The sequence below is a fragment of the Bacteroides sp. Ga6A2 genome, from assembly GCF_000702225.1.
Taxonomy (GTDB): domain Bacteria; phylum Bacteroidota; class Bacteroidia; order Bacteroidales; family Bacteroidaceae; genus Ga6A1.
Genome location: NZ_JNKX01000019.1, coordinates 13653 through 35348, shown reverse-complemented (window position 1 = coordinate 35348; position 21696 = coordinate 13653). Strand labels below are relative to the sequence as shown.

The window sequence follows — 21696 nt, the reverse complement described above, 5'->3', positions numbered from 1 at the left end:
GTAATTGAAAAATGAAAAAAACATTATATATTCCTGTAATCGCGGCTTTTTGTGCTGGATTTGCACTTACAAGTTGTAGCGATTTTTTGGAAGCAGAAGATAAAAAAGCCGGTGGCCAAACTGCTGAGGGATATTTTTCTTCAGATGCAACAAGTTTGTTGACAACTGCTTATAGCGGTTTGAAGAGTTTGTCTACTGAGGTCGCTCTGACAGATCAGGGAACAGATTTGTATCTGAATACTCGTGGTCATAATGGTGGTGAGTTCAATGAATACACTCTTACGGCTGAGAATGGCACTGTTTATAATCTTTTTGTTAATGCTTATAAGGTTATTAATTATTCAAATGGTGTTATCAAATATGCAGGTGCTGATAGCAAATTGGGACAAGAAGCTCGTTTCCTTCGTGGCTATTGTTATTATATGCTTGTTCAGCAGTTTGGTTCTGTACCTTATATCACAAGTTATATTGAGGGTGCAGAACGTAGCTATCCTCGTACGGCGATTGCCGATATTTACCCAGCTTTGATTTCAGATCTCACAGACATCTATAATAATAGTAAACTTGATGAGCAAAATCATAGTGGCAGAGCAAGCAAGCAGGCTGTAGCTGCACTTCTTGCAAAAGTTACATTGTCGGCAGGATGGGACTTGGATACAGACTTGACTAATGCCGAAGATGGAACTTATTCTGTAAAGTCAACAACAAACTTTACTGAAGCAGCACAGTGGGCTGAGAAGGCTATCAATGGTGTTCAGCTAACAATGACATTCGAAAGCAAGTGGGCTCCATCAAACGAGGGTAATGCCGAGGAGATTTTCTCTGTTCAGTACGATCGAGCAGGTTATCCTGGCGATGTTTCTGATGGTGGTCATAGCCTGCAGAATAATTATGGTGGCTATTATGGTGCATGTTCTACTACAGGCTTAAAGAATGTTGGAAGTGACAATCAGCAGAGCAAGAAGAGTATGTATCTGTTTGAGAAGGGTGATACACGTTATGAGGCTACTTATATGACAACTCTGTACAATGCTAAGGTTGTTAACAAGGTTGCAAACTGGGGAACAGAGGGTTACTATGCATTCTACAACTCTTCAAAGTTGAATGAACTTGGTATAGCAAACCGTTTCTTCCCATACTATACGACGCCTGCTGAAGCTGAGGCTGAGTTCGAGGCTAATAAGGAACAGTATATTAAGGGCGACTACTACAATCCGCCAATGGCTGCAATTCTTTCTAACCCAGTTGTCAAATATACATTCGATGAAAATGGCAAGTGGACTAAATCTACAATCTCTGTGGAGGATTTCAATCTTCTGACCAACAACGGTGTATGTGTAAGAAAGTATGATGATCCAGAATCTGCTCAGTTGGCTGGTTCAAACGATTATCGCGACATTGTGCTTTTCCATGTAAGTGATATGTATCTTATTGCTGCCGAGGCCTATTTGATGGCTGGCAATGAAAGTGCTGCATTGGAAAAGGTTAATGCTGTGCGTGCTCGTGCTGGTGTCTCTGCAGTAGCATTTGATTCATATAGCGTTGCTTACTCTCTTCCTGCAGGATTCAAATTGAATAAGCTTGATGTAATTCTCGATGAAAGAGCTCGTGAATTATATGCAGAGAGACAGCGTTGGATGGATTTGCGTAGAACAAAGCAGTTGGTCCGCTATAATGTAGCCTTTAATGATTATGTGGCTTCTTCGGCTGCAATGAAGAATAATAAGGGTGAGATCAAGTGGTATCGTCCAATTCCAACAAGTGAATTGAACTCAAATACTGCGTTGACAACTGCAGATCAGAATCCGGGTTATTAATAGATGAATATATAAACGTATAATAAAGAAATCAAATGAAAAAAATAATATATTCATTGCTTGTTTTATTGGCAATTTTGTTTAATTTTGCGTCATGCTCTAGCGATGATTCGTGTGATGAGTTTGAGGCAAGTGTAACTGCTGAGATCGCTTCTGCTGGCACATATTCGGGAACATGGTATTTAACTGCCGTAGACCCTAATAATGTAGAGACAAAGTCTGAGGCTCCAGGAACGTTAACTTTCACGGCTACAGGTGTTGAAAATGTTACAAGTATCAGAGCTTATTCGGAGGCTTTAGATCTTGACCTTACTTGTGATGCTAATATTACTTATGCAAAGGACATTTATAACTTTTATTTCTTCAATCAAGTTCCGACAAATGCGTTTGAGTCACAGTTTACAGGAAGAATCTTGGGCGATGAAAATGTAGAGAAGGCTACGATTGCATTTAGTAAAGTTGTGTCGGTAAGAGTTGGCAGAAAGTATTACGACTATACTTACAAATATAGTTTCGTAGGTAACAAGTAATAACTAAAGAGTTGAGGAGGAGTTTCTCTTCCTCAACTCAATAAAATAAAACATATATTAATTTAATTTATTTATCATGAAGAAAAATTTACTTTTTGTTGCTGCAATTTTCGCAGCGTGCGTAGCTAATGCACAGAGCATCTGTGTTGTAGACGGTAAGACATTGCTTGGTGCAGATGCAGCTTCTACTGCTGTTTCTAAGTCTGCAGGTTTTGAATTTGGTAAGATTGACGGAGCTGTAACATGTACATCTGCTTTTGATGATGATTACAAGATTGTAGGTACAAATGCAAAGAATGCAGCTGCTGAAGTTATCAGTTCTATAACTCTTGGCACAGCAACAGCTACTGTTGATGTTGATGGTGCTAACGGTGTTCAGGGACAGACTAATCCTAAGGATTCTGAAGGTAGTAACTTGGGTGCAATCGATGCAGCTCCAGCATCTGGTGCAGTATTCAAGTTTACTGTAGCGAAGGACGGTTATCTTTATGTATTTGGTAAACTTTCTTCAAACAAGTCTTATATGGTTTGGGAAGAGGGTAAGAATGCTGTTGGCTATACTCTTTTTGCTGATTGGGCTGGTGATGTAAAGGGCAAGGGCTATACATTGGTTGGCGATGCAGACTTTAACTACTTGAAGGAGGCAGGTTACTCTCAGATTTTGTGGCCAGAGACAATCATTCAGGCTTCAGTAGATGGCAAGTCTTTCAAGAACGCCGAGTCTGATGTAACTGCAAATGAAAATCCTTATACAAAGGTCGGTACAAGTGGTTTTGGTTACGTAAAGGTTGCTGTTTATAAGGACTGCTTCTATTATGTACACGCTTGCGGTTCTAAGTTCTCTCTTGGTGCATTTGGTTTCTCTGAGACTGATATTGACCCAGTTTTGTCTGTAGCTGGTGAGTCTACTGGCGTTACTGCTCCTGTTGCTGTCTCTGCAGTTCCTGTTAAGTCAATCGAGAACGGCAAGATTGTTATCTCTGCAAACGGTGTTAAGTACAATGTTGCTGGTGTTCGTGTAAAGTAATTTAAATTTTACATACAAAAATAAATCCCTGCCAGAATTGGTGGGGATTTTTTATGCTTTAATGGTTGCTTTTTCCTATTATAATCTTGCAAATCTTGTCTTGAAATATTCGCGATTCGGCAACGGGTGAGTTGGTGTTTATTATCGAGAAAACATACCATTGACCATTGTACGCGTGAATGAAGCCGGCAAGGGCCGAAGTGCCTACGGTTACCATCGTTCCGGTTTTGCAAAAAAGACGGTCGCGGTATTGCGGTTGGGCGAGTCTTGTCTGCAACGAGCCCATGCGTTCGGGAATGCCGGGAGAGGCGAGAGCCTCGCTGATGAAATAGTTGCGCATTGGCACATTTTTGTAAACGCGTTTCAGAATATCAACCAAGAAACATGCCGACAAGCGGTTGTCGGGCGAGAGTCCGGAGCCGTCGTTTATAACAAAACTATCTAATGCCCTTGTGCTGTCTGGCTCTATGGCAGTCATCTTCTTTCGTCCGAAGGTTTTCTCCATCCAAACCTCGGTATAGTGCTTTATGTCGAAGTGCGTGCAACCGTCGGTTATACGCCCTGTCTTCCAGTCGAGATGATGCATCAGCGCATCGGCCTTTATGTTGCTGCTGTGTATAATCATCGGCGTGATGACATCGCGCAGCAGGTGCGACGAGCGTGCCACAATCTTGTAGTTAGGCTTTGGCGGATTAACCTTTCCGTCGCTCTCGAACGAGATACCCTTGGCGTGGAGCGATGCAATCAAATCCTTCATTATACGCTTTCGTCCTTTCAGAAGAATTGGCACTTTGTGGTATGGAATGTCCCAATATTTGCACGTGGGGTGCGGAACGAGAGTGTCTTCTTTGGCAATATTGAGGTAGATATTTCCGCGGATGTGGCTGATGCCATGCTGGCGGAGTTGTGTTGTAAGCGTGTCGAAGCTTTCGAGCAGAGGGTCGGCATCGGCGCGAAGCAGAAGATTGCCTACGAGCGTATCGCCCTTCATGTCGCCGCGAATCTGCAACGACGAGTACAGACGGCTGTCCATGCCGAGTGTTTCGAGGGCTGCTACCGCCGTGGCAATCTTTAGGCACGATGCCGGCGGAAGCCTCATGCTGTCGCGATATGCAAAAACCGCGCGGTTGGTGCTTAGGTTGAATACCGAGACGGCAATCTCGCCCGTGTCGAGCCTTAGAGGAGAGTGCAGAAATCTGTTAATCTCCTCTTTCAGATTGTTGTCGAAGGCAATCTGCTGCGCTGTGGGCTTAGGCTCTTCGGGCGTTTTCTTAATCGTTTTGGCTGGTGGTGCAGGCACGTTCTTTGTGCAGGCGTTTCCCGCTTCGTTTATCAAGTATGTAAACAGGTAAAACAAGGCGATGGCTGCTATTGCCAGAAACGGAATGATGATGTACCAGCAGCCTTTCTTCAGTCTTCTTTTTTTCAATTTTCCAAATCGTTTACAATGTTTATTCCCATTTTTTTCATCAGGAAGCACGCATTCATGTTTTGTGCTACTCCCTCGCGTATTTTGTAACTGAATGTCAGTTCATCGTTGCAGATGTCAGCCTCGAAGCAAAGGTTCGAGATGCTTTCGGGAAAGACCGACTTCAGCCGTGCAAGGGCAAGGTCGTGCGTGGCTATGATGCCGTTCGTCTGCATCAGTATCAGCTGTTTAACAAACGAGTAGCTGCCTTGCTGCTTGTCGTGCGAGTTCGTTCCCCGCAGAATCTCGTCGAGCATTACAAACATGCGTTCGCCGTTGTTCAGCCTGTCGATAATCATCTTCAGACGCTTCAGTTCGGCAAAGAAATAACTTTCGCCGCTTCGGAGCGAGTCGTTGGTGCGCAGGCTTGTGAATAGCGTTGCCGGGTGCAGACGGTTGTTGCCGTCGGTTGTACACATAGGCGCGCCGATGCAGCCAAGCACATAGTTCGTTGCCACCGTGCGCAGATACGTGCTTTTGCCTGCCATGTTCGCTCCCGTTACGACAAGGAAGTACGGTTTTCGGCTAATGTCTATCGGGTTAGGCACGGCATTTGGCATAAGCGGATGCACCAGTCTTTCTGCTTTTATCAGACTGTCGTCTTCTGTTATGTTGGCAAAGACATAATCGGGGTTGTTGAACCTGAAGTTTGCCAGCGATGCCAGAGCCTCAACCGCGCCAATCGCCTTGAGCCATGTAGGAATGGATTCGGCATACTCGTGCTTCCATCTTTCCATCGAGACGGCACATCGCAAGTCGCTAAGCGAAAGTCCGTTGAGAACGAGCAGAACCATTATGTTGCTGTTGGAGTCGAGTTTGTGCAGCACCTTGTCGAGCGCGCGGATAGACTCCGAAGCCTTTCCGCCGTTGCTGCATACGCTTGACTGAATGTTGCGCAGCAGAGTGCTTTCCCACTCTTGACTCTCTATGAGACTGAGGAGTTTTGAATATGTTGAAAGCGTGCTGAGCGACTTGTTGTAGCCAATCTGAATCTTTCGGATTTTGCCCGACATCATCGTGGCGGCGACGGCTATGACGAAGAAGAGCGAGATGTAAAAATCTGCCTTAATCAAGCCTGCAACGAAAAGTACAGCCAACACGATGTTTAGTCCTATGACGATTTTTGGCAGAAGCCTGAGAATCGGCTTGTTGAAAACATCGCCGCTCTTTGCCCATTGGTCGAGCATTTCGAGGTCTTCGATATTGTTTTTGTTGCCTACCGTTGCCGCGGCCGCAAAAGACTGTCGCCACTCAACTTTTCTGCTCAGTTCGTCTACCGCCTTCTGTCGCGCTTCAATCTCGCCTTTGTCTGTAAGCGGATTTTTCAGCCACTCTGCCAAGGTGTTGCTGCCCAGTTGCGTGGCGGTTCGGTTTAGCATCTGAAACAGAGAGCCTGCGCCGAATACATCAATATCGAACGTAAACGGATGACTGCTGTCTGTGTACTGTTTTCCATCGGCAAAAGCCGAGAAATCGCCGCCGAGCGATGCTATCTCGTCGTTGTTTATCTTTATAAGAGCCTTACAGATGTCTTCTTTGTACAGAAATCTGTCCTGCCATTTTGAAAGAAGCAGAAAGACTGCTATTCCAACGCATGCCACGGCAAAGATTAAAATGCTGTTGCCGCCCCAAAGCTGGTAGACGGCAAGCGGAGTGAGCACGAAAACGACGAGTTTAGTCAGTCCCAAGCCGTATATTCTGAGCGAGATACGCTTTAAATCGGCTTTCTGTTGTGCGATTATCGAGTGGTATTTTTCTGCGCTCATACCTCGGCTTCTTGTTGTTTCAGAAAATCCTCGGCTTTTGCCAGAGTGTCGAGTTTTCCGACATCTATGAGATGCAGATTCTCGTTTACGTTGGCATATATGGCTATGCGGTTGCACACGCTCAGATAGAAGTCGATGATGGCGAACTTGCCCTGCCACTCGTCGAAGAACGGCGCGAGAGCAGGCGTTATGATGTGAATGCCCGAGAAGGCATACATCTTGCATTTGCTTACGTCAAGATTCTTGTATGGTGATTTTACCTCGCCTGTGCTGATGTTTGTCCAGCCTACAAGACGATTGTCGTTGTCGAAGAGTAGATATCGCGATGTGCTTCGGTTGCTAACCATCAGCATTGCGCCCATCTCTTTCTGGCGGCACATTTCGGATGCTTCGGAATAGAATCTATGCAAATCTACGTTGTGCAGAATATCCACGTTGTGAATAAGAATTGGCTCGTCGTTGCCGTTGTTGAAGAGCGGCAGAGCCTTTTTTATGCCGCCGCCCGTTTCGAGTAGTTGGTCGCTTTCGTCGCTTATAGCCACATCAACGCCGGCAAATTTGTGCTGTGCCACAAAATCCTTTATCTGCTGGGCAAAGTGATGCACGTTTATCACCACCTTGTCCGCTCCGGCTCGTTGCAGCCGTTCGAGGAGTATTTGCAGAAGGGGCTTGCCGTTTACAGGCACCATAGCCTTTGGCATCGTATCGGTAAGCGGTTTCAGCCGGGTGCCAAGTCCGGCAGCAAAAATCATTACTTTCATAGCCAAGTGTCAATGTTTTGTTCGCGATGGATGATGTGAACCTTAACTCCGTATTTCTGGTGCAGATGCTCGGCAACGTGCTGCGCTGAGTAGACCGAGCGATGACGTCCGCCCGTGCATCCGAAGCAGCACATCAGATGAGTGAATCCGCGCTTCATGAAACGCTCTGTGTGAGCATCTACGAGTTTGTACACGCTTTCGAGGAAGGTTAGAATCTCGCCGTCGTCCTCAAGAAATTTGATTACCGGCGCATCGAGACCCGTAAGAGGCTTGTAAGGTTCGTATCGGCCGGGATTGTGCGTACTGCGGCAGTCAAACACATATCCGCCGCCGTTGCCGCTTTCATCAGTCGGAATACCTTTCTTGTACGAGAAACTGTACACGGTTACTGTAAGTTCGCCCTGTCCGTCGTATTTCGAAACGCTTGCAACCTGCGGTTTGAATTGCGGAAGTTCGGCCATCTCACCAAGAATCTTGTGCAGATATGCGTATTTCTGTCCGCAGATGGCAAGTTGCGCCTTCAGGTTCTCTATTGCCGGCGGAATGCTCTCTACAAAATGTTTCTTGCGCTCAAAATATCCGCGGAAGCCGTATGCGCCAAGCACCTGAAGGATGCGGAACAGCACGTACAGGTTCAGTTTTTCGGTAAACTGCTGCTTGTCAATCTTTGCGTATCTTGATGCGCTATCCAGATACACGTCAATTAGTTCGTTGCGAAGTTCTTGCGGATATTTAGCCGATGCCTGCCACAGAAAGGAAGCTACATCGTACTGAATCGCGCCCTTTCGTCCGCCCTGAAAATCGATGAAGAACGGATTTCCGTCCTTGTCGAGCATCACGTTGCGAGCCTGAAAGTCGCGGTAGAGGAACGTGTTGCTGTCCTCGCCGATGAGGTCTGTTGCCATCTGGCAGAAGTCGTGCTCCAACTTCAGTTCGTTGAAGTCGATGCCCGTAGCCTTCAGAAAGCAGTATTTAAAATAGTTCAGGTCGAACATAATGCCTGTGCGGTCAAACTCTGGCTGCGGATAGCACTTGCCGAAGTCCAGCCCTTCTGCGCCCTTAAACTGCATGTCGGGCAGCAGACGGATGGTGCGTCTGAGTAGTTCTTTTTCTTCTGCCGAATACTCACCTCCGGCGTTGCGTCCGCCCTCTATAGCCTTGAACAGCGATGTGTCGCCAAGGTCTTGCTGAATGTAGTAGCGCGAGTCGTTGCTCTGCGCTAGCACCTTTGGCGTAGGCAGACCTTTCTCGGCAAAATGCTTGGCAAGGTAGATGAATGTCTGGTTTTCTTCTACCGATGTGCCTTCAACGCCAATAACGGTAGAGCCGTCGGCATCAGAGATTCTGTAATATTTTCGGTTGCTGCCGGCAGCCGGCAGCAGTTGTATGCTTGTAGGCTCGCAGCCTTTCCAAGATTCGTATAATTGTTTTAAATGTTCCATTCTGCAAATTTACGAAAAATTTGAGAGAATGTCGGCTATTTCTCCCTATGTTGTTTGTTGGGGAGAAGAAAAATCCTGTTCCGTGGCAATGGCATAGAGAGTTGAATTGACAGTTGACAATGGACAATTGGAACTTGAAAATGTTGAAAGTTGAAAAATCGTGTCAATGTTGTTTCGACATAGATTTAAGCAAGGGGCAACCAAGCCGCAAGTTACGTTCAAGAGAGCCGATGGTAAGTCGATGGTGAGCCGATAGCAAGAGGGTAGCAAGGGGATAGTAAGGGAGTAGCAAGCCGGAAGGTACGGAGAAGCTACGGGGTAGGAACGGGGTAGCTACGGGGAAGGTTCGGGGAAGGTTCGGGCAAGGTACGTTCAAGATACGTTGAAGGTACGTTGAAAAATCCCATATCGTTATGACCACAATATGGGATTTTTCCTGAAAAAACTGTTAGCATAACGCTGGCATGAACTTGGCAAAGAGATAGAGACCGTCGTTGCCAGCCCTTACCTCGTGCTCTATCTTTGCCGGCATTATTGATATTGTGCCAGGCTTGTAGACGATGGTCTTGCCGTTGTTAAGGCAGATTCCGCTGCCGGCTATTACCTCGTGCGTTTCGAACTGCATTTCGTGAATGTGAAGTCCGATTTTGCAGTTCGGCGCGATCTTTACAAGATGATAGCTGAAAAGTCCGCCGCTGTCCTTGGCCGTTACGATGTGTTTCAGAGCTACGCCCTCGAATGTAGGGTGCTCGTTCCATTTCTGACTGTCGAATTTTACCGTTTTCTCGGGCAAGGCAAGCTGTCCGTTGTCAAACTTTTTGAATGTTTCCATTTAGCGTAAATGTTTAATGATTTAACGCTGCAAAATTACGGCGACGAAACGGCTTTTGCTTGTATAAAATTGCTGATTTTCAGATTCCGCGGCTTTTCTTTAGATATTCCGACGGCGAGATGCCCACAATCTTCTCGAAACACTTGTCGAAATGGCTCGAATCGTAGAAACCGTTGTCTATGGCGGCATCAATCAGCCGTCCGCCATCGGCAAGTTCCTTTTGGGCGTTTCGCACTCTTACCTGAATCATGAACTGATGCGGCGTGAGTCCGATTTTTGACTTGAACTTTCTGATTAAGTGATACTTGCTGATGTATACATCTTCCGAAAGTTGGTCGAGCGAATAGATTTTTGACGATTTCTCGGCTATCTTGTCGGCAATCTGCTGAATGTCGGCCGACAGTTTGTAACGCTCGTCGCCGATGGTTTCGGCAATCAGCCTTACGGCATCGTTCAGTTCGGATTTTATTCCGGTTTCAAGACTCGTCTCGGCTGCTATCTCATCGAATTTTGTGCTTACTGTCTGACTGATTTCGCCAAAGCTCTGGGCAGAAAACAAATCTTTCTTTATGCACATCGACAGAATCTGTGAGCCACTCTCAACCGCAACAGAATGAGGCATATACGGACGAATGATGAACGTGTCGCCCTTGGCGAGAACCACGCTCACGTTGTTGTAGAATACTGTTGCCTTGCCCTTTGTGATGAATGAAATTACATAGTGTCCGGTATGGTTATGCAGACCGAATTCTTTCGTAATGTCTTCAGTAACAACGAATTCTATCATTCTGTCGTCCGAAATGAAATATTGCATAAAAAAGACTGAAAAGTTCGCCACAAAAATAATGAAAATTATCCGAATGGAAAAGAAAAATCCGCCCTCCATCGTTAGAGAGCGGACTTTACAAAATGTTAGTCTTCCTTGAAGAACGAATCGCCAATCTCGCTTACCGAATCGTCCATAACGCGCTGAACGTATCGTTCGCGGCATCTGTTCTCGCGTTCGAACATCATTTTCGTGCCTGCTGCGCTTTGCACGAATGCCATGTGCGAGTCTATCGAGAATGAACCAGCCATCGACTTAACATCAAGATTGTCCGTGCCTATGAGCGTGAACGTCCAGTTCTGCTTCTTCAGCTTCTCAATCATCGTGCGAACCATCTTCAGCGTCCATTCCTTCGAGCAGTTCTCCTCGCCGTCGGTAATGATAGTTACAAGCACGTTGTCGCCCTCTGATGCCTGCGCGTTAACCTTCGAGATTCCCTTTCCGATGGCATCATACAGAGGCGTTGCGCCGCAAGGGTCGTAAGATTTCCACCCGATTTTGTGAACCTTTGCCGCCGGTGTGCCGTCGTAATGCCATTTGGTGTGCTCGCTGTCAAAGGTCATGAGGGTTACTAACTGCTCCGTGTCGCTGTATTTCTTCTGAAGGTTCTGTATCGTCTTCAGCGTCTCGTTCATTCCCGTGAAAGCCTGCTCGCGAATTACCGACATAGAGCCGCTCTCGTCAACAATAATAAGATTGAACACCTTCTTTGCTCTTTTTTCATTCTGATTTTTCATATCCGTAAGTGTTTGATAAAAGTTAATAATTCTGTTCTTTTATCTATTAGAAGAAGATATTCGGGAAAAATTAAGTACGAAAGCAAATTTTTTGTAATTTCGCTAAAAATATTTTAAATCAATGTTGTCAGAAACGCAGATTATCGATGGTTTTCGTCGAGGAGATTCCGACATTATCCGCCAGTATTTCTACGGATATTGCCATGTTGGATATTGCATCTTCGACAAACGCTATCAGCTTAGTCAGAAAGAGAATCTCGACTTTATGTCGCTGGCTCATCAGTATGCTATCTATCTTATGGAACGCAACTGGAAGCCGCTCGAAGAACATTCGCCCGGCGTTAGTCTGCGCACATGGCTCATAAACGGATTCCGCTATGTTGTGCTCGATGCGCTTAAATGGCATGCCAAGGAGTACGGAAGCATCTCGTTCGAGGATTACATGCTGTCGTTCGACGTGAGCGGAAGCCTCCGCCTTCAGTTTAACCGAATGATTGAGGATGTGTGCAACCATGCCACCCTCAGTCGTCAAGACCGCCTCATCATCGACATGCTTTTGCTGCGCGGATTCAAGGCTAACGAGATTGCCGAGCAGATGGGCGTAACGCCGTCGGCAATATCGCAGAGATTCAAGTTGCTGAAAGAGCGTGTAATAGCCCCGTATTTCAGGAAAAACTTCGACATGGATTTGGATATGCCCGAGGTCATCGACGAGAACGAGTTTATCGGCGATTCTCAGGCTATGTGCGAGGCTGTGGTAGGATTTAGTGCTTTAAAACCAAACTTTATGGATATGAACAAGAAACGAACTACGCCTTGGAAGATTACAAGGCTCGAACCAAACGAGATTTTTGTCTTTGGCAGCAATCTGAAGGGTATGCACGGCGGAGGCGCGGCCTATATCGCCGTGTCGAAATTTGGAGCGATAATGGGGCAGGGCGTTGGTCTGCAAGGTCAATGCTATGCTATACCTACTATGCAGGGTGGGGTAGAGACAATCCGTCCGTATGTTGACGAGTTTATCGAGTTTGCCAAGCAGCATCCGCAGTTAACATTCCTCGTAACGCGCATAGGCTGCGGCATAGCCGGCTTTACCGACGAGCAGATTTCGCCTCTGTTCAAGTCGGCTCACGATGTTGATAACATCGTATTGCCAGAAGGGTGGTGATTTTGCACGATTTTAGGAAATAAAAAAAGCGGCAATAAGTCTTTCGACCTGTTGCCGCTTTAATTTTATAACAGCGTTGTTCGAGACAAATTAAGATTCCATCCTCTTTCTGAATTCAGCATTGTCAATTGTGAATTTTTAATTGAATTTGCATCAATATACGCATCGGCTTCCTTCCCCGAAGCTACCTTCTTGCTATCCTCTTGCTACCCCCTTACTATCCTCAACCTTGAAAGTAGCTTTTTTGCCTCTTTTCTGCATAATGATTCGTTTTCTGTCTGCATATTATTACAGACTGCGTTTTTGTCCCGAACTTGCGTATCTTGTTTATTCGTTTACAACAACCTTGCGACCGTTGAATATGTAAATGCCACCCTTTGCAGGTTTGCCAGACAATTCTGTACCATTAAGGTTATACCACTTGCCGTCCTCGTCTGCCGAAACATTCTCGATGCCAGTAGTCTTGTCTTCTGGCAACTTAGGGAATGTGTATGTGAGATTGGCTCTATGAGGTGCCCATAAAATCTTTATGTCCTTTTCATTGCCGTTGATGACGTAAGATGTCTTTTCGTGGAATATGTATCCGTCTGCTGGCTCTAATTTTATCATCAACATATATTTATGTCCTGCTTCAAATGTTTCATTTTCGTTACTTACTCTGTATTCACCATTGACGTAAGTTCTGTACATTTGTTTTACAACCAGATTATTCTCGTCCATATCATTCCAGTATACACTGATGCTTTTCAGATGTTTTGCATCTAAGTTGTTAATTGTAAGTTGTGGCTTTTCGCCAGCTTTTGGAGCAGTGATTGTTGCCGTAAACTTTTGTATTGATATGCCGTCTTCTGGAACTGGTACGGTATAAATATAGCAGAAATCAGTTGCCTTGCTGTCGAAGGTGATGGCATCTTGTTTCTTGTTGTTCAATAGACACTTTGTTGTTTTTGTAAACTCGTAGCCTACGTCAGCCTTCATGGTTACATGAATCTCAACCTCTTCGCCACCAGTAAAGTATTGAGTCTTTGCATCGATAACCTTGCCAGTCTTGTGGTCTTTGTACACAATATTGCCAAACTTGCAGCCTTCGCTTTTTGTTGTAGCCTCATAGTCGCCATGCTCAAAATCTTTAGGCATTGTCAAATCGCTAATGCTGATGTCGCTTACCTTCTCGTTTGCACCAATATGTACGTAAGCTTGGTTGATAGAATTTCCTAACATGCTAACGAATTTTGCCCTGCTGCCTGTAGCATCCCATTTTGCGTATTCAGGAATGCGGATTTTTGCATTGCCGCTGAGAATAAGTTTTGAATCTGTTACGGCAAATATAGCCATGTCTTTGGCGCGAACCTTCAGTATAGCATTGTCTGAAACGCGTATTATGTTTGGTTCAATAGTGATTCCATTTATGTATGGATATATGCCAGCTTGACATTTTGTGTCAATGTAAACCTTTGCATTTCCGCAGAGTGTCAGTTCTTTACAACTTTCTATTTTTTTCTTAACGTTCAAAGTGCCATCGCCTTTTATCGTAAGTTCTCTTGCGTTAATGCTATCGACAGTTGAAATCTTTGACGAGTTTATTGTCAGAACACTTTCGCTGTAGTTACCAATTCGACCGTCGATAGATGCGCTTTCAAGTGTTAATGTGTAGTCGTAAGGGTCGAATGTAACGTTGCCTTTTATTCCTTTTAACGACGTTATTCTATTGTAGTTTTCATTAGTCAACCCATTTCCTGCAACATAGATTTCATAATTTTTAACGCCTTTATATTGTTTTTCTGTACCACCTTGCATATATGCCTTCCAGTTTTTGTTTAGCAAATCAGCAACATGTCCGGAGGTACAGATATTTCCGTCTGGTTTACCGTCTTCTGTAACAACGTATATTGTGCCATGTCCTGGTTCAAACTTTGGCAGACTCTTAATGAAATTTGACATTCCAGTTGTGTTCATACGGTTGAAAGAGATATCAATCTTTTCCAGTCTTTTGTTCTTTGACAGGTCAAGGCTTGTAAGCTGGTTGTTTGAGCAATTAAGCACACGCAGAGCTTTAAAATATTCAATACCTTTCAGAGACTTAATACCCAAGCCACTCACATTAAAACTTGAATACCCCAATGTCTCAGTTGTTAGCTTACCCTTCCAAAGGTATCTCAAGTTTTTCACGTATGAACGGAAATTTTCATCAGGGAATTTGTTAGAGTCGATACTTATAGGGTTGTCGAATGTAATTTTTTTTGCAGGACTGCCGTCGATGTTTATTGTATTGTTCTTGAAGTCGACAGAGTATTTGAAGTCTGTAATAATTTCACATCCGTCTTCCATATTGCATTGTGCGTCCTCAGTGCATTTGCCTCCGTCTAAAGTAAGGCAACTGTAATTAATGTCATAACGGCTGATTTTCTTTATGCAGATACCAAAAGCACCTGTATGAACTCTTAAATAAGAGTGGTCTACGCTAAGATATTCATTTCCTTCTCCTCGAATACCTGCAATATCGGTTCCTGCAGGGAATGAAACAAAGACATTGGCATCCTTAAATGTCAGGACTGCTTTGTTCTTTAGATAGATAGTCTCATTCTTATCGTAGTGTCCAAACATATCTATCATGTCCTTGCCGTACATACCGTCTTCGCATGTTATGGTTGTATTCTTCTCGATTCTCACCGTAGCTGCTTTTGTAGAATTAAACCTGTTTCTGTTCTTGAATACAACTGTCAGCCCGTCGCAGTTATAGTTGTATAAGCATCGACCATAACTATCCTTACATTCTATATTTACGTTACAGAATGTCAGAACCTTCTTCTGAGGGTCGAAACGTACATAACTCTCCACTCCTTCTGTATAAGGAGTAATGCATTTGTGGGTTATGTTACTGTAGTTGTTGGAAGTAACTTCCATGTTGGCAATTTTAATGCCATAATTTGTTGCCTTTGCTGCAACATTCACAGCCGTTACTATTGCCAGCAACAGCATGAATAAAACTTTCTTTGTCATAAGAAATTAAAATGGTTAATAAAAATGATGTTAAGTTAAAATATGCAGTTCACAAGGCTACGCTGCCAAATGAGCGCATCCCATATATAACCTCTCTAATATATTATGCTTTTATGTTCATATCATTAGTTAAATTAACAAGATAAAATCTGTTAAAACATCGATTAAGTGTGAAAAACGTGGCAAAGGTATGTAATTTCATTCATTTAAACAACTTTTTATGTCGTTTTTTATGATTAAATGCATTTTTATGCGTTTTGGTAGATAAATATGTTGGTTAAGAAGGTGTTTTTTACAGATTGAAGATATTTCTTATTATCCACCAGCCAAAATAGAATACAGTCTTGTCGAAAATGTTCAAAATTATTTCTGTTGGGTGAAACTCTATATTGTTATAGAAAAAGGCTTTCCGATAAAAAGAAAGCCTTTTTCTGTATGTTTTTATTGAATATTTATTTTTACAGATTTGTCTCCAATCTTAACAATCGCAATATCTCCATTATTGAGATTCGTATTTAGCGATGCCTGATTGTTACTTACTTTTGTTGTTCCAATCAATGTTCCGGAAACAGAATAAACGTTTATGCTTGTGCCGTTTTCAATTCCAGAAACGTAAAGAACCCCGCCTTTGCTCTGAATCAATACTGATTTTTCGTGGGTTTCTGCGATGTTGGTTGCGTCATTATCACCATTACCCTCTACAATGTTTTTAAAATCTTTCCAGCCATTAGTTGCCATATATTTCTCTTTTGTACCTTTGGGCACATAAAGCGTTGCATTTAGAAACGTCTCTTCCTGAAAAGTATTTTTGTATGTTTCTACGCCTTCTATTTCAAAGGGATTTTCTATTAGTGAAACAATTTTATTGAGTTTGTCACAATCGTCAAAAGCATTCCTTCCAATGCTTTTAACGCTGTTTGGAATTGTGACAGAAGTAAGTTTGTAGCATTCTTGGAAAGCCCCATATTCTATAGTGGTAACACTATTGGGAATTTCTATGGATGTTAAGTATGTGACAGCAAATGCACCTATTCCTATGTAAGTCACAGTATTTGGAATTGAAACAGTCTTCAGATCTTGACAAAAAGCAAATGCTTCTTTACCAATAGATGTTACTTTTATTTTTTTGTTGTTCACAGTAACTTCTTCAGGTATTTTGATACTTGAAGCTTCGTAATTCCCTCTTGTAACTTCTGCTTCTGTTTGTTCTTTAATGTAATTGTAATAAATTTCGATACCATCGGCGTTTTTTGCAGAAAAATCGTAAGCAAAAGCCTTAGTTCCAACCGTAAGGATTACAAGAAGGAAAGAAAGAGTAAATTTTCTCATTATATATTTTTTTGTACTTTATGATACCCAAGTAAAGCGAGTCTTTTAATATTAAAGTGGTTACATAAATAAAAAACGTGGGTATCAACTTTCTGTTTGTCTGTTATCTGAGGCTTACCACAGCCTTGAGTTCTGACCAACAGAGTGATACCCACAAAATTATTGCTAATATGCCCCATAATGTGTGCGTTGAAAGTTTGGATAACTTTCACGCACACAACGGGATATACATATAGTAGCATATCCGTGGCATCATCTTCTGTATTGTCTTTGGAACTCTTTTCTTTGTGGTAATTTCAGATAACCAATAGACAAAACATCATGTGACGCTTTTCCTTTATGTAATGTATAGCGAACTTAGTGCTAAACTATCTGCAAAAATAGTAAAAAAATAGCTTTTTGACATCTTTTAATTATGAAAAAATAGGAGCATTTCGGTTTAGAAATGCTCCTAACTATGGCAACATACCTTTTTGTGTGGTATGTACTGATTATTCAATATTCTTGCGTATTCTGGTAAGGTACTGCTGCAAAGCCTTCTCGTCCTTCTTGCCAATGATGTCTATAAGGTCGGTAAGTTGCTTTTGTATGTTCTCAACCTGACCAACGGTATAAGGATTCCACAGAATCTCGCGAAGCAGAGTATCGTCCTCGCTCAGAACACCGCGCGCAATCTTCAGATGTCGTTTGAAGGTTGTTCCCGGAGCATCGAGATGCTTCATTACACCGGCAAAGACAAACGTGCTCACAAAAGGAATACTCAGCGAGTAAGCCATCGTCTCGTCGTGCTCTTGGAACGTGTAGTCGCAGATGTTAAGCCCCAGTTTGCTGTACAAATCCTTGAAGAAGATGCGTCCCATGTAGTCACCCTCGCTTATTATTATGGCGTTCTCCTTGCTAAGGTTGCCAAGGTTTGCAAAGGTTGGACCGAACATCGGGTGAGTGCTCACATATCGCATTCCCGTACTCTCGTAAAAGTCCTTGAATCCTGTCTTTACTGACGAAATGTCACTAATGATACAATCCTGTGAAAGATGGGGGATTACCTGCTTAAACACTTCGAGAGTGTATTTCAGCGTAACAGCGTTGATAACCAGTTCGGGCTTGAACGCGTCAATCTCGTCGAGTTGAGTGAAACGCTGAGTGTTGTAGACAAAACGCAGACGCTTAGGGTCAACCTCATACACGGCTGTCTCGTGGTCGAAGCTGAGAAGGTCTACAAAGAACGAGCCCATCTTTCCGGCTCCTAAGACTAATATACGCATAATTGATACTTACTTGTTTATAATGTCGAGTTGTTGACGTACTGATTCCTCGTGAATAGCCTCGAAAATCTTCTTTACGCATTCCGAGTCTATGCCGCACAGAGCCCCCTGAGCACCGCGCTTCTCCAGAATCTCTGAATATCTGTCGGTCTGAACCACCTGAATCTCGTGCTCTTTCTTGTAGATGCCTATTTCGCGGCTCACGCGCATACGCTTTGCCAGAAGTTCGATGAGGTCGTTGTCGCACTCGTCAATCTGCTTGCGTAGTTCGGTAAGGCTCTCGGTCGATGCTGTTTCCTTGCGGATAACGAGAAGATTGAGGATATAGTCGAGAATATCCGGAGTAACCTGCTGCTTAGCGTCGCTCCATGCCGAGTCTGGGTTGCAGTGAGACTCAACGATGAGGCCGTCCATGCCAAGGTCCATAGCCTGCTGGCAGAGCGGTGCGATGAGTTCGCGCTTTCCACCGATGTGGCTTGGGTCGCAGATGATTGGAATGTTTGGAATACGGCGGCGCAACTCTATCGGAATGTGCCACATTGGAGTGTTGCGGTAAATCTTCTTGTCGTATGACGAGAATCCGCGGTGAATTGCGCCGATGCGCTTAACGCCTGCTCCGTTGATGCGCTCAAGAGCACCAATCCACAGTTCGAGGTCTGGGTTTACCGGGTTCTTTACGAGCACAGGAACATCAACGCCTCTTAGCGAGTCGGCAAGTTCCTGAACGGCGAACGGGTTGGCTGTTGTGCGTGCGCCAATCCACAGAACATCGATGCCTGCCTTAAGCGCAGCCTCAACGTGCTTTGCCGTTGCAACCTCGGTGCCTACAAGCATTCCTGTTTCCTGCTTAACTCTCTGCATCCATGGCAGACCTTCTTCGCCGATGCCCTCGAAGCCTCCCGGCTTTGTGCGTGGCTTCCAAATTCCGGCACGGAATATCTTTATGCCTCTCTTTGCAAGTTGAGTGGCTGTGTTCATTACCTGTTCTTCTGTCTCTGCGCTGCAAGGACCTGCAATTACAAGAGGTCGCTTGTCTTCACCCGGCAGACCGAGTGCTTCCAATTGAAGTTCCATATCTTAGTTGTTTTTTATATTGTCAAAATACTTTCTTTATTCTCTCTAATGCCTCGGCAATCTTCTCGTCCTTTGCACAGAGCGATATGCGGATGTATCGCTTTCCGTTTGTGCCGAAGATGAATCCCGGAGTGATGAACACTCTTGCCTCGTGAAGCACTTTCTCTGTCAGCTCCTCAACATCGCCGTAACTGTCGGGAATTCGTCCCCAGAGGAACATTCCCACCTGATTCTTGTCGTACTTGCAGCCAAGTGCGTCCATAATCTGCTCGGCAAGATTGCGGCGACGGCGGTAGTTAACGAAGTTGCTCTCGTGATGCCACTCGTCGGTATTGTCGTAAGCCTTTGCTGCCGCAAGTTGAAGTGGACGGAACGTACCTGAGTCGATGTTGCTCTTAACCTTCAGAATCCACTCTACAAACTGGGCGTTTGTTGCCAACATTCCAACGCGCCAGCCCGGCATGTTGTGGCTCTTGCTCATCGAGTTGAACTCTATGCAGCAGTCTTTCGCTCCCGGAACCTGCAAGAGGCTTATCGGTCTCTGCTCGTTGCAGATAAAGCTATAAGGGTTGTCGTTTACGATGAGTATGTTGTGGCGTTTTGCAAAGTCAACCAGTTTCTCGTAGGTGGCATACTGAGCCTGCGCGCCTGTCGGCATGTTTGGATAGTTGGTCCACATAATCTTCACCTTGCTCAAATCCATTTGCTCCAGTTCGTCGAAGTCGGGTTGCCAGTCGTTCTCGGGGCTTAGATTGTAGTTTACGATGTCGCTTCCCAAAATGCGGTTGAGCGATGTGTAAGTAGGATAGCCCGGATTTGGCACGAGTACTTGGTCGCCCACGTTTACGAATGCCAGAGTAACGTGAAGAATTCCCTCCTTGCTTCCGATAAGCGGCTGAATCTCGGTCTTTGGGTCGAGGTCCACGTTGTACCATCTTTTGTAGAATCGTGCCATTGCCTCGCGGAGTTCTGGAATTCCGACGGTTGGCTGATAGCCGTGAACATCTGGACGCTGCGCATACTCGCAAAGCGTGTCGATAGTCTGTTTTGACGGCGGCATGTCGGGACTTCCAATGGCAAGGCTGATGATGTCCTTTCCTTCGGCATTCATTCGTGCCACCTCTTTGCCCTTTCGGCTGAAATAGTACTCGCTAACCTGACTGATGCGGTCGGCTGGCTTGATATTATAGCTTAGATTTGAATTCTTCATATTCGCCAAGAATTTTAAGTGCTTTGGTTAGTGGGGTGATAGCGTCTATTGCCTGATGATAGCGCACATAGTCTGAATACGCAACATCTACATAGAACAGATATTCCCACTCTCGACCAATAATCGGTAATGACTGGATTTTTGTTAAGTTAATATTGTAGAATGAAAAAATTGACAGAACCTGCGACAGACTGCCTTCTGTGTGAGGAAGCGAGAATACAATCATACTCTTGTTTGTGCGGTGAGCGTTGCGATACTCGTCGGCCTTCCAAGGGTCTACGCATACCAGAAAGCGCGTAAAGTTGTGTTTGTTGTCTTCGATGCCCTCTTCCAAAACCTTCATTCCGTAGAGTGGGGCAGCGTACTTTGAGCAGATGGCGGCGTGGCCCTGCATGTGCTTGCGGCTTATCTTCTCGGCACTTCCAGCGGTATCGCTGCCTTCAACAACCTTAAAGTCGGGATGCTTGCTCAGAAATCCGCGGCATTGCATAAGTGCAACGGGGTGAGAGTTCACTTCCGTGATGTCGTCCCAGTCGTCTTCGGGAAGGCAGAGAAGGCTGTGCTCGATGTGCAGCTTATGCTCGCCAACAACCGTTGTGCCACTCTCGCGAAGCAACTCGTAGTTGTGCAGCAGACTGCCTGCAATGGTGTTTTCGATGGCTACGATTCCTACGACATTGCTGTCTGCCTTCATGTTCTCGAATACTTCCTCGAAGGTGTCGCAGCATATCAGTTCAATGTCTTCGCCTTTGAAGTACTGATGTGCCGTGATGTCGTGGAACGAACCGACTATTCCTTGTATTGCAACTTTCTTCATATCTCTAAAATAAAAAATCCCGCTTGTTTGTCAAGCGGGATTCTGTAAAATCTTATTTCGTTGTAACATACACAACTTCCCGCTTCACTCCGTCGCCAAAGTAAAGGTAAAAGAAAAAGTAAAAAAATGTGTATGCCAAATTGTTCATCTGTTTAAGTTTGTTGTTAAAAGTGATGCAAAAGTAATCTTTTTATTCATAAAAACCATATAAAATATATGAATTTTTATGTTTTGAGATGTATTTACATACAATTTGTAAGGTAATCTGCACCAAAATCTGCACCAAAGCAGGCTATTTATCCCGCATTAGTGGCAACTTGGCAGTTTCTGCTTGAATGTTCCCTCAATCTCCTTCACTATTTCGGGGTCGAGTTCCATCGCTTTTCTTAGGTCTTCGGCTGCTCCAGCCTTGTCGCCGGCATTCATCTTTATTGCTCCGCGAAGTTTGTAGGCGCGTCCGTTTTCAGGCGATGCGGATATCGCAAAGTCGATGTCTTGCTTGGCATCTTCAATCATGTTCATGCCCAGAAGAATCTCGGCGCGCTCCAGTCGGGCGGCGATGTCGTTCTCGTTCTTTGCAATAATTTGTGTCAGTTCGCTTATCTTTAGTAGATTTGTATCCATAAT

Annotated in this window: 18 protein-coding genes; 4 read left to right on the top strand and 14 right to left on the bottom strand. The window is 44.5% G+C overall.

Annotated elements, in window-relative coordinates; translation table 11 throughout:
- Positions 1-11 precede the first annotated feature (11 nt).
- From T538_RS0106655 to T538_RS0106645, 3 genes are all read left to right on the top strand, one after another.
- Positions 12-1817 (top strand): RagB/SusD family nutrient uptake outer membrane protein, encoded by a 1806-nt coding sequence (locus T538_RS0106655; RefSeq protein WP_081834889.1) that lies wholly within the window; start codon positions 12-14, stop codon positions 1815-1817.
- 35 nt (positions 1818-1852) lie between these two features.
- Positions 1853-2347: a hypothetical protein gene (locus T538_RS0106650; protein ID WP_155993037.1), complete on the top strand. Its 495-nt coding sequence runs from the start codon at positions 1853-1855 to the stop codon at positions 2345-2347.
- 76 nt (positions 2348-2423) lie between these two features.
- On the top strand, positions 2424-3374 hold the full coding sequence (locus tag T538_RS0106645; protein ID WP_031532807.1) for a hypothetical protein: 951 nt from the start codon (positions 2424-2426) through the stop codon (positions 3372-3374).
- A gap of 58 nt (positions 3375-3432) precedes the next feature.
- On the opposite strand, the gene T538_RS0106640 is transcribed toward T538_RS0106645, so the two are convergent.
- The 7 genes from T538_RS0106640 to T538_RS0106610 form a co-directional block, all read right to left on the bottom strand.
- Positions 3433-4803, bottom strand: coding sequence for a D-alanyl-D-alanine carboxypeptidase (locus T538_RS0106640; protein ID WP_031532808.1), 1371 nt, complete (start codon positions 4801-4803; stop codon positions 3433-3435).
- A complete protein-coding gene (locus tag T538_RS0106635; protein ID WP_031532809.1) occupies positions 4800-6608 on the bottom strand; it encodes a MutS-related protein in 1809 nt (602 codons plus the stop codon). The genes T538_RS0106640 and T538_RS0106635 overlap by 4 nt, the downstream gene beginning before the upstream one ends.
- A complete protein-coding gene (locus T538_RS0106630) occupies positions 6605-7369 on the bottom strand; it encodes a nucleotidyltransferase family protein (protein WP_031532810.1) in 765 nt (254 codons plus the stop codon). Before T538_RS0106630 ends, T538_RS0106635 begins: the two co-directional genes overlap by 4 nt.
- Positions 7366-8811, bottom strand: a complete 1446-nt coding sequence (locus T538_RS0106625) for a RapZ C-terminal domain-containing protein (protein WP_031532811.1) — start codon at positions 8809-8811, stop codon at positions 7366-7368. The genes T538_RS0106630 and T538_RS0106625 overlap by 4 nt, the downstream gene beginning before the upstream one ends.
- Positions 8812-9259: 448 nt before the next feature.
- Positions 9260-9643 (bottom strand): cupin domain-containing protein, encoded by a 384-nt coding sequence (locus T538_RS0106620; protein WP_031532812.1) that lies wholly within the window; start codon positions 9641-9643, stop codon positions 9260-9262.
- Positions 9644-9722: 79 nt separating this feature from the next.
- Positions 9723-10430 (bottom strand): AraC family transcriptional regulator, encoded by a 708-nt coding sequence (locus T538_RS17655; RefSeq protein ID WP_197025756.1) that lies wholly within the window; start codon positions 10428-10430, stop codon positions 9723-9725.
- 125 nt (positions 10431-10555) lie between these two features.
- Positions 10556-11206 carry a vWA domain-containing protein gene (locus T538_RS0106610; RefSeq protein WP_031532814.1) on the bottom strand — a complete coding sequence of 217 codons (651 nt, stop codon included), beginning with the start codon at positions 11204-11206 and terminating at the stop codon, positions 10556-10558.
- Positions 11207-11999: 793 nt separating this feature from the next.
- Here T538_RS0106610 and T538_RS0106605 point away from each other — a divergent pair.
- The gene (locus T538_RS0106605) at positions 12000-12374 is read left to right on the top strand and encodes an A1S_2505 family phage non-structural protein (protein WP_031532815.1); all 375 of its coding nucleotides are present in this window, start codon (positions 12000-12002) and stop codon (positions 12372-12374) included.
- Between the two features lie 327 nt (positions 12375-12701).
- Here T538_RS0106605 and T538_RS0106600 read toward each other — a convergent pair whose 3' ends face one another.
- The 7 genes from T538_RS0106600 to T538_RS0106565 form a co-directional block, all read right to left on the bottom strand.
- Entirely contained in the window at positions 12702-15374 is a 2673-nt protein-coding gene (locus T538_RS0106600) for a leucine-rich repeat domain-containing protein (protein WP_031540928.1), read from the bottom strand.
- A 441-nt stretch (positions 15375-15815) separates the two neighbouring features.
- Complete coding sequence (locus tag T538_RS17650) at positions 15816-16703, bottom strand: leucine-rich repeat domain-containing protein (protein ID WP_031532817.1); 888 nt, start codon at positions 16701-16703, stop codon at positions 15816-15818.
- Between the two features lie 491 nt (positions 16704-17194).
- Positions 17195-17968 (bottom strand): prephenate dehydrogenase, encoded by a 774-nt coding sequence (locus T538_RS0106590; protein WP_031532819.1) that lies wholly within the window; start codon positions 17966-17968, stop codon positions 17195-17197.
- Between the two features lie 9 nt (positions 17969-17977).
- Positions 17978-19042 carry a bifunctional 3-deoxy-7-phosphoheptulonate synthase/chorismate mutase type II gene (locus T538_RS0106585; RefSeq protein ID WP_031532820.1) on the bottom strand — a complete coding sequence of 355 codons (1065 nt, stop codon included), beginning with the start codon at positions 19040-19042 and terminating at the stop codon, positions 17978-17980.
- A 22-nt stretch (positions 19043-19064) separates the two neighbouring features.
- Positions 19065-20252, bottom strand: a complete 1188-nt coding sequence (locus tag T538_RS0106580) for a pyridoxal phosphate-dependent aminotransferase (protein ID WP_031532821.1) — start codon at positions 20250-20252, stop codon at positions 19065-19067.
- Positions 20227-21069 (bottom strand): prephenate dehydratase, encoded by an 843-nt coding sequence (locus T538_RS0106575; RefSeq protein WP_031532822.1) that lies wholly within the window; start codon positions 21067-21069, stop codon positions 20227-20229. The genes T538_RS0106580 and T538_RS0106575 overlap by 26 nt, the downstream gene beginning before the upstream one ends.
- 306 nt (positions 21070-21375) lie before the next feature.
- Positions 21376-21693: a tetratricopeptide repeat protein gene (locus tag T538_RS0106565; RefSeq protein WP_031532823.1), complete on the bottom strand. Its 318-nt coding sequence runs from the start codon at positions 21691-21693 to the stop codon at positions 21376-21378.
- Positions 21694-21696 lie beyond the last annotated feature (3 nt).

Coding starts and splice junctions, on each gene's coding strand:
- T538_RS0106655 (WP_081834889.1), top strand. CDS start 12: ATGAAAAAAACATTATATATTCCTGTAATCGCGGCTTTTTGTGCTGGA.
- T538_RS0106650 (WP_155993037.1), top strand. CDS start 1,853: ATGAAAAAAATAATATATTCATTGCTTGTTTTATTGGCAATTTTGTTT.
- T538_RS0106645 (WP_031532807.1), top strand. CDS start 2,424: ATGAAGAAAAATTTACTTTTTGTTGCTGCAATTTTCGCAGCGTGCGTA.
- T538_RS0106635 (WP_031532809.1), bottom strand. CDS start 6,608: ATGAGCGCAGAAAAATACCACTCGATAATCGCACAACAGAAAGCCGAT.
- T538_RS0106630 (WP_031532810.1), bottom strand. CDS start 7,369: ATGAAAGTAATGATTTTTGCTGCCGGACTTGGCACCCGGCTGAAACCG.
- T538_RS0106625 (WP_031532811.1), bottom strand. CDS start 8,811: ATGGAACATTTAAAACAATTATACGAATCTTGGAAAGGCTGCGAGCCT.
- T538_RS0106620 (WP_031532812.1), bottom strand. CDS start 9,643: ATGGAAACATTCAAAAAGTTTGACAACGGACAGCTTGCCTTGCCCGAG.
- T538_RS17655 (WP_197025756.1), bottom strand. CDS start 10,430: ATGATAGAATTCGTTGTTACTGAAGACATTACGAAAGAATTCGGTCTG.
- T538_RS0106610 (WP_031532814.1), bottom strand. CDS start 11,206: ATGAAAAATCAGAATGAAAAAAGAGCAAAGAAGGTGTTCAATCTTATT.
- T538_RS0106605 (WP_031532815.1), top strand. CDS start 12,000: ATGAACAAGAAACGAACTACGCCTTGGAAGATTACAAGGCTCGAACCA.
- T538_RS0106600 (WP_031540928.1), bottom strand. CDS start 15,374: ATGACAAAGAAAGTTTTATTCATGCTGTTGCTGGCAATAGTAACGGCT.
- T538_RS17650 (WP_031532817.1), bottom strand. CDS start 16,703: ATGAGAAAATTTACTCTTTCTTTCCTTCTTGTAATCCTTACGGTTGGA.
- T538_RS0106590 (WP_031532819.1), bottom strand. CDS start 17,968: ATGCGTATATTAGTCTTAGGAGCCGGAAAGATGGGCTCGTTCTTTGTA.
- T538_RS0106585 (WP_031532820.1), bottom strand. CDS start 19,042: ATGGAACTTCAATTGGAAGCACTCGGTCTGCCGGGTGAAGACAAGCGA.
- T538_RS0106580 (WP_031532821.1), bottom strand. CDS start 20,252: ATGAAGAATTCAAATCTAAGCTATAATATCAAGCCAGCCGACCGCATC.
- T538_RS0106575 (WP_031532822.1), bottom strand. CDS start 21,069: ATGAAGAAAGTTGCAATACAAGGAATAGTCGGTTCGTTCCACGACATC.
- T538_RS0106565 (WP_031532823.1), bottom strand. CDS start 21,693: ATGGATACAAATCTACTAAAGATAAGCGAACTGACACAAATTATTGCA.